Source organism: Sphingomonas sp. 4RDLI-65, from assembly GCF_049472435.1.
In the GTDB taxonomy this organism is placed as follows: domain Bacteria; phylum Pseudomonadota; class Alphaproteobacteria; order Sphingomonadales; family Sphingomonadaceae; genus Sphingomonas.
The window spans coordinates 90697-107258 of sequence record NZ_JBCEBT010000002.1; the positions used below are offsets into that span (position 1 = coordinate 90697).

At 66.1% G+C, this 16562-nt stretch carries 15 protein-coding genes; 6 read left to right on the forward strand and 9 right to left on the reverse strand.

The features are described from left to right. Positions 1-79 precede the first annotated feature (79 nt). Positions 80-2668: an aminopeptidase N gene (gene pepN / locus VH567_RS05310; protein WP_423323894.1), complete on the forward strand. Its 2589-nt coding sequence runs from the start codon at positions 80-82 to the stop codon at positions 2666-2668. 142 nt (positions 2669-2810) lie between these two features. Here pepN and VH567_RS05315 read toward each other — a convergent pair whose 3' ends face one another. Both VH567_RS05315 and VH567_RS05320 read right to left on the reverse strand, forming a co-directional pair. Further along, positions 2811-3260 carry a nucleoside deaminase gene (locus VH567_RS05315; RefSeq protein ID WP_423323896.1) on the reverse strand — a complete coding sequence of 150 codons (450 nt, stop codon included), beginning with the start codon at positions 3258-3260 and terminating at the stop codon, positions 2811-2813. Positions 3261-3299: 39 nt separating this feature from the next. After that, entirely contained in the window at positions 3300-3518 is a 219-nt protein-coding gene (locus VH567_RS05320; protein ID WP_423323898.1) for a hypothetical protein, read from the reverse strand. Positions 3519-3699: 181 nt separating this feature from the next. On the opposite strand from VH567_RS05320, the gene rpmB reads away from it, so the two are divergent. After that, on the forward strand, positions 3700-3999 hold the full coding sequence (gene rpmB / locus VH567_RS05325; protein ID WP_056053386.1) for a 50S ribosomal protein L28: 300 nt from the start codon (positions 3700-3702) through the stop codon (positions 3997-3999). A 71-nt stretch (positions 4000-4070) separates the two neighbouring features. Here rpmB and VH567_RS05330 read toward each other — a convergent pair whose 3' ends face one another. Further along, a complete protein-coding gene (locus tag VH567_RS05330) occupies positions 4071-5096 on the reverse strand; it encodes an esterase-like activity of phytase family protein (protein WP_423323900.1) in 1026 nt (341 codons plus the stop codon). Between the two features lie 155 nt (positions 5097-5251). On the opposite strand from VH567_RS05330, the gene VH567_RS05335 reads away from it, so the two are divergent. Continuing rightward, positions 5252-5638: a glycine zipper 2TM domain-containing protein gene (locus tag VH567_RS05335; protein ID WP_423323902.1), complete on the forward strand. Its 387-nt coding sequence runs from the start codon at positions 5252-5254 to the stop codon at positions 5636-5638. A 204-nt stretch (positions 5639-5842) separates the two neighbouring features. Here VH567_RS05335 and VH567_RS05340 read toward each other — a convergent pair whose 3' ends face one another. From VH567_RS05340 to lgt, 6 genes are all read right to left on the reverse strand, one after another. Next, positions 5843-6361 (reverse strand): phosphoribosyltransferase, encoded by a 519-nt coding sequence (locus VH567_RS05340; RefSeq protein WP_423323904.1) that lies wholly within the window; start codon positions 6359-6361, stop codon positions 5843-5845. A gap of 175 nt (positions 6362-6536) precedes the next feature. Continuing rightward, a complete protein-coding gene (locus tag VH567_RS05345; RefSeq protein ID WP_423323906.1) occupies positions 6537-7883 on the reverse strand; it encodes a cystathionine gamma-synthase family protein in 1347 nt (448 codons plus the stop codon). A gap of 89 nt (positions 7884-7972) precedes the next feature. Continuing rightward, positions 7973-8731, reverse strand: a complete 759-nt coding sequence (gene pgeF, locus VH567_RS05350; RefSeq protein ID WP_423323908.1) for a peptidoglycan editing factor PgeF — start codon at positions 8729-8731, stop codon at positions 7973-7975. 151 nt (positions 8732-8882) lie between these two features. Beyond that, positions 8883-9419, reverse strand: a complete 537-nt coding sequence (locus VH567_RS05355) for a GNAT family N-acetyltransferase (RefSeq protein ID WP_423323910.1) — start codon at positions 9417-9419, stop codon at positions 8883-8885. After that, positions 9392-10480 (reverse strand): class I SAM-dependent methyltransferase, encoded by a 1089-nt coding sequence (locus VH567_RS05360; protein ID WP_423324983.1) that lies wholly within the window; start codon positions 10478-10480, stop codon positions 9392-9394. Before VH567_RS05360 ends, VH567_RS05355 begins: the two co-directional genes overlap by 28 nt. Before the next feature lie 51 nt (positions 10481-10531). Continuing rightward, the gene (gene lgt, locus VH567_RS05365) at positions 10532-11467 is read right to left on the reverse strand and encodes a prolipoprotein diacylglyceryl transferase (RefSeq protein WP_423323912.1); all 936 of its coding nucleotides are present in this window, start codon (positions 11465-11467) and stop codon (positions 10532-10534) included. Positions 11468-11504: 37 nt separating this feature from the next. Between lgt and VH567_RS05370 the strand changes: the two genes are divergently transcribed. The 3 genes from VH567_RS05370 to hemH all read left to right on the forward strand — a co-directional run bounded on the left by VH567_RS05370 (position 11505) and on the right by hemH (position 16560). Continuing rightward, on the forward strand, positions 11505-13193 hold the full coding sequence (locus tag VH567_RS05370) for a class I adenylate-forming enzyme family protein (protein ID WP_423323914.1): 1689 nt from the start codon (positions 11505-11507) through the stop codon (positions 13191-13193). 176 nt (positions 13194-13369) lie between these two features. Then, positions 13370-15556 carry a molybdopterin cofactor-binding domain-containing protein gene (locus tag VH567_RS05375; protein WP_423323916.1) on the forward strand — a complete coding sequence of 729 codons (2187 nt, stop codon included), beginning with the start codon at positions 13370-13372 and terminating at the stop codon, positions 15554-15556. After that, positions 15553-16560 carry a ferrochelatase gene (hemH, locus tag VH567_RS05380; protein WP_423323918.1) on the forward strand — a complete coding sequence of 336 codons (1008 nt, stop codon included), beginning with the start codon at positions 15553-15555 and terminating at the stop codon, positions 16558-16560. The genes VH567_RS05375 and hemH overlap by 4 nt, the downstream gene beginning before the upstream one ends. Positions 16561-16562 lie beyond the last annotated feature (2 nt).

Genomic DNA, 16562 nt, shown 5'->3' on the forward strand with positions numbered 1-16562 from the left:
TGCAGCGGCGTAGCATGCACCGACACCTGCGCAAGCTTTGGCTGGCGATAGACGGCCGCTGCCCTATATTCGCAAGCATATGCTCGACATCCACAACAGTCTCGCCCACCCGCTCGTCATTCGCCGCGAGGAGTATACCCCGCCCGAGTGGCTGGTCCCCGAGACGAAACTGGAGTTCGACCTCGATCCGTCCACCACGCGAGTCACGGCAACGCTGTTGGTCACGCGCAACGGCGATCACGTCGCACCGCTGCGGCTCGACGGCGCGGGCCAGAAACCGCTGTCGGTCACGGTTGACAGCGTCGCGATCAATGACTGGCGGATCGACGGCGAACAGCTCGTCATTCCGCTCGCCGGCAACGCGCACGTCGTCGAGACGCAGGTCGAGATCGCCCCCGATCGCAACACGCAATTGATGGGGCTCTATGCGTCGGGCGGCAATCTCTGCACCCAGTGCGAGGCGGAAGGGTTCCGCCGCATCACCTATTTCCCCGACCGTCCCGACGTGCTCAGCGCCTATTCGGTCAAGATGACCGCGGACAAGAAGCACTTCCCGGTGTTGCTAGCGAACGGCGATCCGGTCGCGCAGGGCGACCTCGACGGCGGCCGCCACTGGGCGACCTGGCACGACCCGTTCCCCAAGCCCTCCTACCTCTTCGCATTGGTCGCGGGCGATCTCGCGGTCAACCGCAGCAGCTTCACGACGATGTCGGGCCGCGAGGTGTCGCTCGGCATCTGGGTGCGTGAAGCCGACCTGCCCAAGACCGACCACGCGCTCAAGGCGCTCGAACTCGCGATGGCGTGGGACGAGACGACCTACGGCCGCGAGTACGACCTGGACGTGTTCAACATCGTCGCGGTCGACGATTTCAACTTCGGCGCGATGGAGAACAAGGGCCTCAACATTTTCAACTCGCGCTACATCCTGGCCGACCCGGATACCGCGACCGATTACGACTATGACGCGATCGCCGCGGTCGTCGCGCACGAATATTTCCACAATTGGTCGGGCAACCGGATCACCTGCCGCGACTGGTTCCAACTGTCGTTGAAGGAAGGCTTCACGGTCTACCGCGACCAGGGGTTTTCCGCCGACCAGGGTTCGCGCGCGGTCAAGCGCATCGAGGACGTCCGTGGCCTGCGCGCCTCGCAATTCCCCGAGGATTCGGGCCCGCTCGCGCATCCGGTACGCCCGGAATCCTACCAGGAGATCTCGAACTTCTACACCGCCACGATCTACAACAAGGGCGCCGAGCTGATCCGGATGATGGCCGCGATCCTCGGACCGCAGGGCTTCCGCGCCGGCACCGACCTGTATTTCGATCGCTACGACGGCACCGCGGCCACCTGCGAGGATTTCGTCACGTCGATGGAGGAAGGCGGCAAGGTCGATCTCACCAAGTTCCGCCTCTGGTATTCGCAAGCTGGCACGCCGCGCGTTTCCGCCAGCCTCTCGCAGGACGGCGACCGCGCGACGTTGCAGCTCGCGCAGCAGGTGCCAGCCACACCGGGCCAACCGGTGAAATCGCCAATGGTCCTGCCGTTGCGGATCAAGCTGTTCGGCGCGGAGTCGGGCACGCCACTGACCGACGAGCGCCTCGTCCTGTTCGACGATACGCTCGACACGATCGTGTTCGAGGGCCTCGTCGAACGTGCGGTGCTGTCGATCAACCGCGGCTTCTCCGCCCCCGTGGTGGTCGAGAGCGACCGCACCGCCGCCGATCTCGCCTTCCTCAGCGCGCACGACGACGATCCGTTCGCGCGCTACGAGGCGATGCAGCAGTTGATGCTCGATACGCTGGTCGCGTCGGTCGAGGGGCGCGTGGATCACGAAGGCGTGATCGCTGCGGTGGCGAACACGCTCGCCGACACCGATCTCGATCTGGCGTTCGTCGCAGAGGCGGTGTTGCTGCCGTCGGAGAGCTTCATCGGCGACCAGATGGCCGTCGTCGATCCCGAGGAAATCTTCCGCGCCCGCGAGGCGCTGCGCCGCGACCTAGGGACGCAGCTCGAAACGCAGTGGCGTCAGGCTTACGCGCGGGGTGAGGGCCAGTCCTACGCCTATACGCCGGAGGGCAAGGGCCTGCGTCGCCTGCGGTCGGTCGCGCTCGGCTATATCGCGGCGAGCGGCGCGGCGGATGCGGCAAATCTCACCTTCGCGCAGGTCGATTCGGCGGACAACATGACCGACCGTATGGGCGCGCTGACGACACTGGTGAGCAGCACATCCGACATCCGCACCACCGCGCTCGACATCTTCTACAGCCAATATTGCGACAATCCGCTGGTGCTGGACAAGTGGTTCCAGGCGCAGGCGCAGTCGTCGCGCGACGATACCGGCGCGATCGTTGCCGCGCTTGTCGAGCATGCCGACTTCACCCTGACCAACCCCAACCGCGCCCGCTCGCTGATCGGCGCGTTCGGCGCGAACCAGCGGGCGTTCAATAACGCCGACGGGAGTGGCTATCGCTTCCTCGCGGACCAGTTGATCGCACTCGACCGCCTGAACCCGCAGACCGCGGCGAAGCTCCTGCCGCCGCTGGGTCGCTGGCGCCGGTTCGATGCAGCGCGCGCTGGGCTGATGCGCGCGGAACTTGAGCGGATCGTGCGGACGCCGGGGCTATCGAAGGACTTGTTCGAGCAGGCTTCGAAGAGCCTGGAGGGGTAACGCTCTCGGGGAGATCGGAAAGCCACACCCCTTTCCCGTTCGTGCTGAGCGAAGTCGAAGCACCTTCACTTGGGGCACACCCTTCAACTTCGCTCAGGGCGAAATGGGAAGGGGGCGTGAGGCCGAGCGCGACCGAGGTGACCTACCGACGGTTCGCGAAGAACTGCCGCAGGATCCTCGCCGCCTCGGTCTCGGCAATTCCCGGGTAGATCTCGGGCCGATGATGGCACGTCGGCTGACCAAAAAACCGCGGTCCGTGCTCCACCGCCCCGCCCTTCGCATCGGGCGCCCCATAATAGAGCCGCGCGATCCGGGAATGCGCGATCGCCCCGGCACACATCGCGCAAGGCTCGAGCGTCACCCATAGATCGCAACCTTCGAGCCGATCGCTGCCCAACGCCAACGCCGCCGCGCGAATCGCCTGGATCTCGGCATGCGCGGTCGGGTCGCACAACGCCCGCGGCGCATTGGCGCCCACCGCGATAATAACGCCGTCCTTCACGACAACGGCGCCAACCGGGACTTCCCCAGCCAGCGCCGCATCGCGTGCCGCGTCGAGCGCGCGGCGCATGGGTTCGGGGACGGGGAACATGGCCTCAGGCCCTGCCCCGCCGCCCGCGTTCCGTAAAGCTCAGTTCGGCGCCTGGCTGTTGGCCGGCTTCTCGACGTTGATCGTCGGCACGGCCACGGTCTTGTTCTCGGTGCCCAGCGTGACCTTGGCAACGTCGGCCTGGAACTTCGGCGCCTGGACGACGCCCTGGCGGGTCTGATCGACGTTGATGATCCCGAAATACATCAGGCCGACCACGACCAGCACGACGATTGCGAGCAGCGACAAGAGCGTACGCATAGGACATCCCCTTTTCTTGAACAGTTCGATAGCGTAACAACGTCCGCGAACGCAGCCGGTTGCAAGACGCGTTTCGGGTCGGTCGCAAGACCCGCATTGCGTGAATCGGTTGACGAAAGCCGGCGTGCCAGCTATTCGCGCGCCTTTCCGGGGTTCTCCCGACACTTGAATAGGTAATCACATGTCGCGCATCTGCGAACTGACCGGCAAGGGCCGGATGGTCGGGAACAACGTCTCCCACGCCAACAACAAGACCAAGCGCACGTTCCTGCCGAACCTGCAGAACGTCACGCTGCTCTCCGATTCGCTCGAGAAGGGCGTCAAGCTGCGCGTCTCGACGCACGGCCTGCGCACCGTCGAGCACAATGGCGGCCTCGACAACTGGCTGGTGAAGGTCTCGGACGACAAGCTGTCGCTCCGCGTTCGCCGCCTGAAGCGCGAAGTCGTCAAGAAGATCGCAGCCTCGGCCGTCGCTGCCTAACAGCGACGTCATACTGCGATCACCGCGGCCCGCCCTGCACCTCGCAGGGCGGGCCGTCGGCGTTTGTAGACCTAGCGATCCAGCCGAAACTTCAGCAGCAGCGTACGCTGCAGAAACATCTGGTTGTCGTCCGACACCATCCAGACGATCGTCGCGCCATTCTCCTCCGTCGTGTCGATCCCTTCGAAATTATCGTGGATCAGCGGCGCGTCGATCGTTGCGATCAATCGCCCTTTGGCGATTCGCCCTGCTGCCACGTCCTGCGCTGCGACCCGCGATATCCGTGCCGAGAACGTAAACGGCAGGCGGAACCCACGGTCGAGCACCAGCAGATCGCCATTCGGCAATGCCGTGACATCCGCGGGATCATACCGGCCATAAGGCTCGTAGGCGAAGCGCGACGGTGGCGCCGCACCGATGGGATCGCCCGCGAAGATCAGCGCCTGGCGCGTGTGCAGTCGCTCCTCCTCCGACCCGGTCCAATCCGGTCGATGCGCATGCGCTTCCTCGCTGATGACGACGAATCGACCGTCGGGCAGGTGGGCCAGCGATTCGGGGCCGCCGTTCGCCGGCCATTTGTGCATCGCCTCGGGATTCGCTCGCGCTTCGTACCGCGCGAACCCGGGCGAATAGCGCCAGATCGAATTGCTGTCCTCGAAGCCGACCCAGATCTTGCCCGTCTTCGGATCGATCGCCATCGATTCGCTGTCGCGGTCGCGCTTCTCCCAGCCGATGCCGGGGCCGGCGGGCAGGTTGGTGAAGGCGATGCGGTGCGGGCGCCAGTTCGGCCCCATGTCGAACTGGACGACATTGCCGCCATCGCTGAGCAGCGTGAATCGGTTCCCGGTGACCGCGGCAGTAACGTCGAGCGACGAGAACCCGCCGAACGCCCGGTCGCGGCTGGCGAGCGCCACGCCGCCAAGATAGGTCAGCCCCCCGACCCGGACATGTCGCGGATTCGTCCGATCGAGCATCACCCGCGTCGCGGTAAGCTGTGCCCGCTTGCCGAGCAGGTCGAGCCGCGCCTCCCCCGACCAGGTCGGCACGATCGCGCAGACGCTGACGCCGACGAACAGGATGGTGAGCAGGCGCCGCATCGCGCCCTCATAGGGGCTCGTGACGCGCACGGAAGCATGAACGGCGGATAACGGTCGCATTCAGGCTCGGCTCAATGCGAATCGCTCATAAGCGTCTTATCGAGGATGGAAGCACGGCCGACGCCGCCGCCGAAATCCCCAACGGGAGACGCACGATGTTCAAGACTTTTACCCTCGCCGCCAGTGTCCTCGCATTGGGTGCAACCGCCCTCGCCCCGGCCGCCGCCGAAGCGCAGCGTTATGGCTCGCGCTACGAGCGTGGCTACGATGGCTATCAGAACAATGGCTATCGCGGGTACCGTGGCGACGACCGGGGCTACCGCGAATATCGTGGCAACGACCGTCGCTACAACGCGCGCAACCGTCGCGGTTGCGACAACACCGGTGGCACGGTCATCGGCGCGCTCGCCGGCGGTCTGCTCGGCCACACCATCGCCGGTCGCGGTGATCGTACGCTCGGCGCAGTACTTGGCGCAGCGGGCGGTGGCCTCGCCGGCAACGCGATCGATAAGTCGGATAACCCCCGGTATTGCCGGCGCTAAGCCCGGCAACGCCCGGTCCGCTGCAAGCGAAAGCGAGCAAGCGCCAGCACGGACGGCGGGCAGGCCTAGCCTGACCCAACCAACGACGGCTTTGCCGACGTCGTGCCCGGCTGAAGCCCACCAGTTTCCCAGTTCCCTCGCGTAGCGTATCGAGGGCGAGGGCCGGTTTCCCGTTCGGAAACCGGCCCTTTGTTCGTCTGCCGCCTAAGCGATTCGCTCAGGCACCTCGGCCGCATCCTCCGCGATCGCAGAAGCCGGCGCGACCGCTTCCCACGGAAACACGAACCAGTCCTTCGTCACGGTCCGGTCGATGACCCGTGCGCTATACTCGATCCTCTCCGCCGAGCTGACATTGTCGATCAGCATCGCAAACCGCACCGATCCTTCCACGGCTCCCGCGGCGGCAAGCGCCCCGCGCAGATGCGTAATGGTCCGCCCCGAATCGTTGATGTCGTCGAGAAACAGCAGCCGCTCGCCCTCGCGGGTGCGCGCGGCGAGCTTGATCAGCGGCTCGTCGGCGAAGTCCTTCACCTGGCTCGAATAATCGACCGACAGCGTCGGCAGGCCGATAGCGTGGCTGAGAAACACCGCCGGCACGAGCCCGCCGCGACCGATGCCGATGATGAAATTGGGCTTCCACGCGGTGTCCTCGACCAGCTTGGCAGCGAGGACATGAATCGCGGCGACGAACTCGTGCTGCGGGATGGGGGTAAAGATCGGCATTAGCGGGTGCTAGCGCGTCGGGAGGCAGACTTCACCCCAAAACCAGAAAGCAGCATGTTTCCCCCGCGAAGGCGGGGACCCATACTGGGCTCCCGCCGTCAGGGCCCCTTCAAAGTATTACTTTGAAGGGAGACCCTTCGCGGGCGAACAAGGAGCGGCAGATGCCCTTTGAGAGTCAGATCGTCTCCAGCGCCTGCTCGAAATCGGTGATCAGATCGTCCGGATCCTCCACCCCGATCGAGATCCGGACGAGGTTGTCCGTAATCCCCAGCGCCTGCTTCCGCGCGTCGGGCACCGACAGATGCGTCATGCCCGCAGGATGGCTCGCCAACGTCTCGGTCCCGCCCAGCGACACTGCCAGCTTGGCGATCTTCAGCGCATCGAGGAACGCAAAGCTCTCGCGCTCGCCGCCCTTGAGGTACAACGAGAAGGTCGAGCCGCCACCGGTGCAATGGCGCCGATAGATGTCCGCCTGCCGCTCCATGCCAGGCTCGTCCTCGAGAAAACCGAGATACGCGACCCGCTCGACCTTCGGATGATGGCGGAGGAAACCGCAGACCTTCGCCGCATTCTCGCCCGCACGGCTCATCCGCAGTTCCAAGGTCTCCAGCGACCGCAGCAGCATCCACGCGGTGTTCGGATCGGTGATCGTCCCGATCGTGTTCCGCATCGTCCGGATCGTGTTGATATGCTCCTTCGTGCCGAGCACGCCGCCCGCGACGAGATCGGAATGCCCACCGACATATTTCGTCAGCGAGTAGACGACGATATCCGCGCCATGCTTGAGCGGCTGGAACCACAGCGGCCCCAGAAACGTGTTGTCGATCGCGATCGGCGGCTTTTCCCCCTTGAAGATGGCGTCACGGCTAGCCGCGACCGCTTCGACGTCGACCAGCGCGTTGGTCGGGTTCGCCGGGCTTTCCAGATAGATCAGCGCGACGTTGCCGGTCGCCGCCTCGGTCATCACCGCGTCGATCTCCTCGCGCGTAGCCCCCGCCGGGAAGTCGAGCCACTTCACCCCGAACTTGCCGAGCACGCGACCGATCAGCGTCTCGGTCGCTGCGTACAACGGCCCGGAATGGACGATCGTGTCACCCGGCTTGACCATTGCAAGGAACAGCGTGGCGATCGCCGACATGCCCGACGAGAAGGCAAGCGCGTCCTCCGCCTCTTCCCACACGCCGAGGCGATCCTCGAGGATCTCCTGGTTCGGCCCATTGAAGCGCGAATAGACGAGGCCCTCGGCGCCACCCGGCCGCTTGCCAGTGACGCCCTCGAAGTGGCGCTTGCCCGCCGCCGCGTTGGGGAAAACGAACGTCGAGGTGAGGAAGATCGGCGGCTTCAGCGAACCTTCCGACAAAGCGGGGTCATAACCGTGGCCCATCATCAGCGTCGACGGCTTCAGCTTGCGCCCACCGATCTCGCCAATTGACGGCTTCGGCGCAACGCGTGCCGCGACTCCGGTCAGGTCTGCTTCGGTTTCAGCGGGTACGGCACCGGCGGTATTCGAGGTATCGGACATCAATAAACTCCTGCCTGGCCCGTCTGGCGCGGACCGATTTGCGAAGCCTAAACGACCGACGCGGGCTTTGGGAGCCGTTACAGCCCCCGTTACAGCCCGATGATGCTGATCTGGCGCCCATAAGAGGGTTCGCCGCTATGAGTCGCGCGCCGATAGCTGAAGAAGCGCTCGTCATCGATGTAGGTATCGAGCCCCAGCGCCTCGATCCGGCCGATCCCGGCGATCGCTAGACGGCTGACGACATAGGCTTCGAGATCGAACTGATAATGGTCCGCACGGCCGTCGGCGAAGAAGCGTTCATTCTCCGGATCCGCCTCGCAGAACCGGCGGATGAAGGCGTCGTCCACCTCATAACTGGCGCGCGCGATGCACGGCCCGACCGCGGCGACGATCCGGTCGCGGTGTGCACCGATCGCTTCCATCGCCAGGATCGTCGCATCGGTGACGCCGCCCAGCGCGCCTTTCCAACCGGCATGGGCCGCGGCGACGATACCGGCTTGCGCGTCGGAAAACAGGACGGGCGCGCAATCGGCAGTGAGGATACCAAGCGCGAGGCCCGGGCGGTTGGTTACCAGCGCATCGGCATGCGGGCGGATCGCATCGTCGAACGGCTCGATCACGGTGACCGCGTCGGCGGAATGGACTTGATACAGCCCGACGAGTTTCGCACCCGGCAGGACTACCTCGGTCGCACGGCGGCGATTCTCGGCGATGTTCGCCGCATCGTCGTCGGAGCCGATGCCGACGTTGAGGCTCGCATACGCGCCGGTCGAGACGCCCCCGCGACGGTCGAGAAAGCCGTGGGGAATATCGCCGAGCGCCTTCGCGCGGATGACGTCGATGGTCATATCAACCGCCCTCCCCATAGATTCACCCCGGCGAAGGCCGGGGCCCAAATGGGAAACGCCGCTGACGGAGAACTGCGCATCGTTACCACGACCTTGCCAATTGGGCCCCGGCCTCCGCCAGGGTGGTACCGATTCGATGCACTAACGATCATCACAGCACCAGCCGCATGATTCGGTCATCATCCGGCTGCTCGCCGACCATGAACACATACCGCCCGATCTCCACAAAGCCGTAGCGCTGGTAGAACCGGATCGCGCGCGCGTTATCCACATACACGCTGAGGACCAGTTCCGTCCGGCCATCCGCATGTGCGGCATCGATCACCCAATCCATCAGCGCAGGCCCGACGCCCGCGCCATGCTGATCGCCGCGCACATAAAGCTGGTGAAGTTCGATCGCGGTCTCAGGCCACTCGCCCGGAAACGCGACAGGCCCGATCTTAGCAAACCCGACGATCCCACCAGCATCGTCCACGGCAACGCGGACCGTGTAGACGGGGTAGGACAGTTGCGCTGGCAGCCCCGTCGCCCCAAACGTCTGGTCGAGAAACGTGGCAAGGTCTTCGGGGCGGTACAGCGTGCCGAACGTATCGGTGAACGACCGCTTCGCCATCGCGGCCAGTTCTGCGCCATCGGCGGGCACGGCATCGCGATAGGCGATCATGCAAACGCCGACGGGGTTGGCCAATTGGGCGCGGTAACCGCCAGCGCTTTGAAGAGAACACCCATGTCGTCCATCAACCGCCTCCGATCCGTAGCCAATGACTCGGCCCGCGCGGGCGACGCCTTGGCGAGCGCCGACGTCCGCGGGTCGATCCCGAGCGCACCGAGCAGATCGCGCTGGCTCACCGGGGCCCAGGCGACCGCCCCCTCGGTCTGCGCGGCGGCGGCGAGCGTAGTGAAGTCAACATGCGCGGTCAGGTCATGCTCGCCGGGTGCCTCGAACGGATTGGCGAACGCATGGCCGCGCACCGCCTGCAAGCTGTCGCCGAGTGCCGGGCCTTCATAGCCATAGTCGACCACGATCAACGCGCCGCCCTGCGCGGCGATGCGCTTGGCGAGGCCGCGAACGATGGTGACGGAGGCGGGCGACGTCTCGAGGATCGAACCGGCGGGGGCATCGCGGAACGGTTCTGGGATCACCGCGTCGGGCAGCGGCTTGCCCGCGATCGGCAGGAACAGCAGGTCCTGCGCGGCGACGAGCCGTTCGTGCCACTGCTCGCGCTTGACGATCTGCCGGATCGGCAGCGCGTCGAAGAACTCGTTGGCGACGACGATCAGCGGGCGATCGGTCGGCAGCGTGTCGATCGCGTCGTGCCAGATGGCGGCGGGCACGCGTTCGGCCTGCGCCTTCCGCAGCGCCGGACTGGTTTCGACGAAATGCACGGACGGCATAAGCCCGGCCTTCTCCATCGCGCGCCCCGCATCGGCGGCCAGCGTCCCCCGGCCCGGCCCGAGTTCGACCCACGCCACGTCCGGGCGCCCGGCTCGGTCCCACAGGTCGGCGCACCAGAGGCCGATGAGCTCGCCAAACATCTGGCTGATCTCAGGCGCGGTCGTGAAGTCCCCCGCAGCCCCCAACGGATCACGCGTCGCATAATAGTGCGCGTTGGCCGCCGCCATATACTGCGCAACGGGGATCGGTCCCGCGAGCGCAATAGCTCGGGCAAGCCGTTCGGGAAGGGCTGCTTCGATTCCCCTTCCGCTTGCGGGAGGGGTTAGGGGAGGGGCTGGATTATCGTTGGCCATGACATTTGCGGCCATGCCCTCCCCCAACCCCTCCCGCAAGCGGGAGGGGCGTTAAGCGACGCTCGCCGTCCCCGCGATCGACTCGACCCGCACGCGGCGCTTGGCCGCCGTCGCCACCAGATACCCGCCGCCAATGATCATCGGCACGCACAACCACTGCCCCATGTGCAGACCGGTATGCTCGGCAAACGCCCGCAGTTGCGAATCCGGCTCGCGGAAGAACTCCACCGTGAACCGCGCAAGACCGTACCCCAGCACGAACAACCCGACGAGCTTGCCCGGATCATACCGCGCCTTGGTCTTCCAGAACGCGAACCAAAGCAGCGCGAACAGGAGGATGCCTTCCAGCCCTGCCTCGTACAGCTGGCTCGGGTGACGCGCCGGCTCGACCATGCCGAACGGCACGGTGCGCTCGAAGATGATTCCCCAGGCGACATTGGTCGGCTTGCCCCAGAGCTCGCCGTTGACGAAGTTCGCGAGCCGCCCGAAAAACAGCCCGAAGGGTACGCAGCATGCGATATAATCGTGCACGCGCAACCAGTTGAGCTGATGTTTCCGCGCGAACAGGATCAGCCCGATCGACGTGCCAATCACCCCGCCGTGGAACGACATCCCGCCGTCCCAGAGCCGGAAGATCCGCAGCGGATGCAGGAACATCTCGGGTGCGTAGAAGATCACGTAACCGAGCCGCCCGCCGAGGATGATGCCGAGCGTCGCGTAGAACACCAGGTCGTCGGCATGCCGCCGCGCCATCGGCGCACCGGGCTGCGCGAGCAGCTTCAGCAGATACCACCAGCCGAGCAGGATGCCGCCGATATAGGCAAGACTATACCACCGGAGCGTGAAGAAGCCGATCGAGAAGACGTCGGGGTGAAGCCCCAAATCCTCGAAGCGGATGTGACTGCCGACGGCAGGCGCTACGGCGCCCGCAGCGGCGGTGATGGTCGACAGGATCAAAGGCTTTTCCCCACGCGTTCGCCCCTGCATAAAGACCGATAACGATAAGACCAAGTAGGAGAGCGATATGCGGACCGAGCTAGACGTAGCTATGGATTCGACGATGGCCGCGCTGACCGCGCCCGACGGCATGCTGCCGCTCGGGTCGGCCGAGCGGTTCGGAGTCACGCTGCCGACGATCGCCGCCGCGCCCCCCGCACTCAGCTATTATTTTGCGCACTACGCCAACGAGCACCGCGACGCCGTCTTCCTCGTCTCCGGCGACGAGCGGCTAACCTTCGGCGAAGTCTACGCGGCGGCCGAGAGCACCGCCCGTGCCCTGATCGGCGGGTACGGCATCGCGAAAGGCGACCGAGTCGGCATCGCCATGCGCAATTCGCCGTCGTGGATCATACTCTACATGGGCATCATCATGGCCGGCGGCGTCGCGACCCTGCTCAACGGCTGGTGGCAGGCGGAGGAGCTGGAGACGGCGATCGGCGAGGTCGATTGCGCGCTAGTGTTCGCCGATCCGCCGCGGGTGAAGCGACTGGCGCAGATCACAGGCTTGGCGGCGCCGGTGGTGGAGATCGACGATTCGCGGGCGCTCGACACCGCCCTCGCAGCCGTATTCGCAAAGGACGATCACACCGCCGACCTACCACGGCTCGGGCCGGAAGATCACGCGACGATCCTGTTCACGAGCGGCTCAACTGGACAGTCGAAGGGCGCGCTCTCCGAGCATCGCGCTATCGTGCAGAGCATCTTCAACTATCTTGGCCAGGCGATGATGATGGTCGGCATCGCCACCGCGCAAGGCAATCCGCCGGTCGGCCAACCGGTCACGCTGCTGACGATCCCGCTGTTCCACATCACCGGCGAAGTGCCGGTCTTCCTCCAGAGCTTCGCGATGGGCCGCAAGCTGGTGCTCATGCCCAAATGGGATGCGGGCGAGGCGATGCGGCTGATCGAGGCGGAGGGCGTGACCTATTTCGTCGGCGTGCCCTTGATGAGCTTCGAGATCCTCAACCACCCGGACCGCGCGAAGTACGACCTCTCGACCGTCACCGATTTCGCCGCGGGTGGCGCGCCGCGCCCGGTCGACCACGTCCGCCGGATCGACGAGGAAATGGGCGGAAGCGCGCCGCTGATCGGTTACGGCCTGACCGAGACCAACGCGGTCGGCACCGGCAACTGGCGCGGCAACTACCTCGCCAAGCCCAATTCCGCGGGCCGCCCCGGCGCGCCTTTGGTCGACCTCGCGATTCTCGACGACGCGGGCCACCCGGTCGACCAGGGCCAGCGCGGCGAGGTCTGCATCCGCTCGATCTGCAACTTCAAGGAATATTGGAACCGCCCCGACGCAACCGCCGCGGCGTTCACCACCGACGGCTATTTCCGGACCGGCGACATCGGCTATCTCGACGAAGACGGCTATCTGTTCATCGTCGACCGCAAAAAGGACATCATCATCCGCGGCGGCGAGAACATCTCGTGCCAGGAGGTCGAGGCGGCGTTGTACGAGCATCCGGCGGTCGCGGAGGCCGCGGTCTTCGGGCTGGCGGACGAGCGGTTCGGCGAGGTGCCCGGCGCGGTTGTCGTCCCGCAGGACGGCGAGACGCTGACCGCGGACGACCTGACCGCGTTCCTCCACCAGCACATCGCCGCGTTCAAGATACCGCAGCGGATTTGGATTTCGGACTCCCCGCTGCCGAGACTCGGAACGGAGAAGATCGACAAGGTCTCGCTCAAGGCAACGTACCGAGCGATGGCCTGAATTTGTGGGATAAGCGGTCTCCCATTTCTGTCATCCTGACGAAAGTCAGGACCCAGGATAACGGGGAGGCACAGCTGCTTGGCTCTGGGTCCTGACTTTCGTCAGGATGACGAGGGAAGATAGACGTGACTCCGCGCCACCTTCTCCCCGTGGGGGAGAAGGATTAGAGCCACCTCATGATTAGCAGGCGTGAGATTTTAGTCGGCGGCGGCGCGGGGATCGGGCTCGTCGTAGCCTGGGGTCTATGGCCGCGCACCTACGCCCCCAATCTCGTCGCGAACCCCGGCGAAACCGCGTTCGGCGCCTGGCTCAAGATCGGCACCGACGGCCACGTCACCGTCGCCGTCCCACAGGTCGAACACGGCCAGGGCGTCTACACGACCCTCCCCCAGATCGTCGCCGACGAACTCGGCGCGGACTGGCGCACGATCGGCGTCGAGCCCGCCCCCCTCAACCCGCTCTACGCCAACGGAATCGCCACGCACGACCTGTTCGAAGGCCTGTTCGACCGCCTCCCGGACGGCATCGTACAGCCACCGATGCTCACCGGCGGATCGAGTTCGATCCGGATGTTCGAACAAGCCTGTCGCGAAGCCGGCGCGGGCGCCCGCGCACTGCTCTGCATGGCGGCGGCCAAGCGCTGGGACGCCGACTGGACCCAGGTCAACGTCGACGCCGGCTTCTGTACCTACGGCGGCAAGCGCATCCGCTTCGCTGAACTGGCCGAGGAAGCCGCGAAGTTCACTCTCCCCGATCCCCTCCCGCTCGGCATCCAGGGCGCAGGCAAGCTGGTCGGCAAATCGGTCCCCCGACTCGACACGCCAGCGAAGGTCGACGGTTCGGCGAACTTCGCTGGCGACGTCCGCCTCGCCGACATGGTCCACGCCGCGATCCGCCAGGGCCCGGTCGGCGGTCGCCTGAAAAAGGTCGACCGTGCCGCCGCCGACCGCATCCGCGGCGTGCTCTCGATCGTCGAGAACCCGCGTTGGGTGGCCGCGGTGGCGACGACGTGGTGGGCGGCGCAGAAGGCGCTCGATGCGCTCGCGCCGCGGTTCGAGAACGACGCCCCCCTGCCCGATACCAAGTCGATCGGCGCTGCACTGGATGCGGCGCTTACGCGACCGGGCACGCGAATGGCTGAGACGGGCGACGTCGCCGCAACCTTCCAAGGCGCCAAGCTCGTCACAGCGACCTACCGTGCAGGGCTAGGCCTGCACGCAGCGATCGAGACGCGCAGCGCGACGGCTTCCTTCTCGAACGGCCGGCTCGAACTCTGGCTGGCGACGCAAGCACCGGGGCTCGCACGATCGGCTGCGGCGCGCGCCGCGGGTCTCAGCGAGGATGCCGTCGTCGTCCACCCGATGCTGATCGGCGGATCGTTCGGCGCCGCGCTCGAACCCGACGTCGCAGAACAGGCGGCGGTGCTCGCGGTAAAGCTGAGACGCCCGGTCAGCCTCGTCTGGTCGCGCGGCGAAGACTCGCTCCACGATCGCTATCGCCCGCCCGCAGTCGCGAAGATGGCCGCACGGCTCGCCCCCAACGGCGCGATCATGGGCTGGTCCGCAAACATCGCAGCCCCCTCCACCGGCGCCGAGATGGCCCGCCGCATGATGCCAGGACTCGCCACCGAAGCCGCGCTGATCGGCACGAAGGGCGACCGCTACGCCGTGGCGGGTGCAACGCCCGCCTATCGCATCCCAGCCTATGCGATCGACCACCACCCGGCCGAGATCGGCATACCTACCGGCCACCTCCGCGGCGGCGCACACGGCTACACCACGTTCTTCACCGAATGCTTCCTCGACGAACTGGCGCGCACGGCCCAGTCCGAACCGATGTCGTTCCGCATCGGCATGCTCGGCGGCGAACCGCGACTCGCGCGCTGCCTGTCGACCGCGGCTGCGCTCGGTGGCTGGAACGGCGGCGTCGCCGGCAGCGGCCAAGGCATCGCAGGCCACGCGTTCCGAGGCAGCTACATCGCCGTGATGGCCGAGGCGCACATGGGCGCGGGCCAGCGCCCGGTCGTCGACCGGCTGGTCGCCGCGGTCGACTGCGGCGCGCAGATCAACCCCGACATCGTCCGCCAGCAGATCGAGGGCGGGCTGATCTTCGGCATGGCTTCCGCACTCGGAGCCTCCACCGGCTTCACCCGCGGCCTCGCCGACGCACGCGGGTTCGACACGATCGCCCTGCCCCGCCTCGCCGACACCCCCGACATCACCGTCGAGATCATCCGCAGCGACGAAGCCCCCGGTGGCGTAAGCGAACTCGGCGTCCCCGCGGTCGCGCCGGCGATCGCCAATGCGCTCTATGCGTCAACGGGCTTCCGCATCCGCAATTTGCCTTTAAGACCAGCGCCATGACCCTGCCTCCCGATCACCCCCCGATTCCCAAGCCCCGCATCGGCGTGCTGCTGATGAACCTCGGCACGCCCGATGGCCCCGATGCGAAATCGGTGAAGCGCTATCTCGGCGAGTTCCTGTCCGATTCGCGCGTCGTCGAGATCCCGCAGATCGCGTGGCAGCCGATATTGCGCGGCATCATCCTCAACACGCGCCCGAAAAAGTCAGCGCACGCCTATGCGCAGGTGTGGCGCGAGGATGGCTCGCCGCTCGCCGCGATCACCCGGTTGCAGGCGGAGGCGCTGAAGGATGCGTTCGGACCGGAAGTGCTGGTCGATTGGGCGATGCGCTACGGCAATCCATCGATTTCGGACCGGCTGACCGCGATGAAAGCGGCGGGGTGCGAGCGCATCCTGCTCGCGCCGCTCTACCCGCAATATTGCGCAGCAACGACCGCGACCGCGAACGACAAGGCGTTCAAGCATCTCGCCGGGCTGCGCTGGCAGCCGGCGATCCGCACGTTGCCGCCTTACTATGACGACACGCTCTATATCGACGCGCTGAAGGCCTCGCTCGAAGAGGGCCTCGCGGCGTTGGATTTCACCCCCGACGCGATCGTCGCCAGCTTCCACGGGATGCCGAAGCGGACGTTGCAGCAGGGCGATCCCTATCACTGCCACTGCCAGAAGACCGCGCGGTTGCTTGGCGAGCGGATGGGCCGCCAGCTGACGATCGCGTTCCAGTCGCGGTTCGGGCCGCAGAAGTGGCTGGGGCCGGCGACTGACGAGACGCTCGTCGCGCTTGCCAAGGCCGGCAAGACCAAGGTGGCGATCTTCGCGCCGGGCTTTTCCGCCGATTGCCTGGAGACTCTGGAGGAGCTGTCGATCCGCGGGCGCGAGAGCTTCGAAGAGGCTGGCGGGACGCACTTCGCCTATGTCCCCTGCCTTAACGACAGCCCGGTCGGCGTCGAAATGCTGCGCAGCATTTTGGCGCGCGAGCTTGAAGGTTGGGTGCGGGCTGTCTAGCC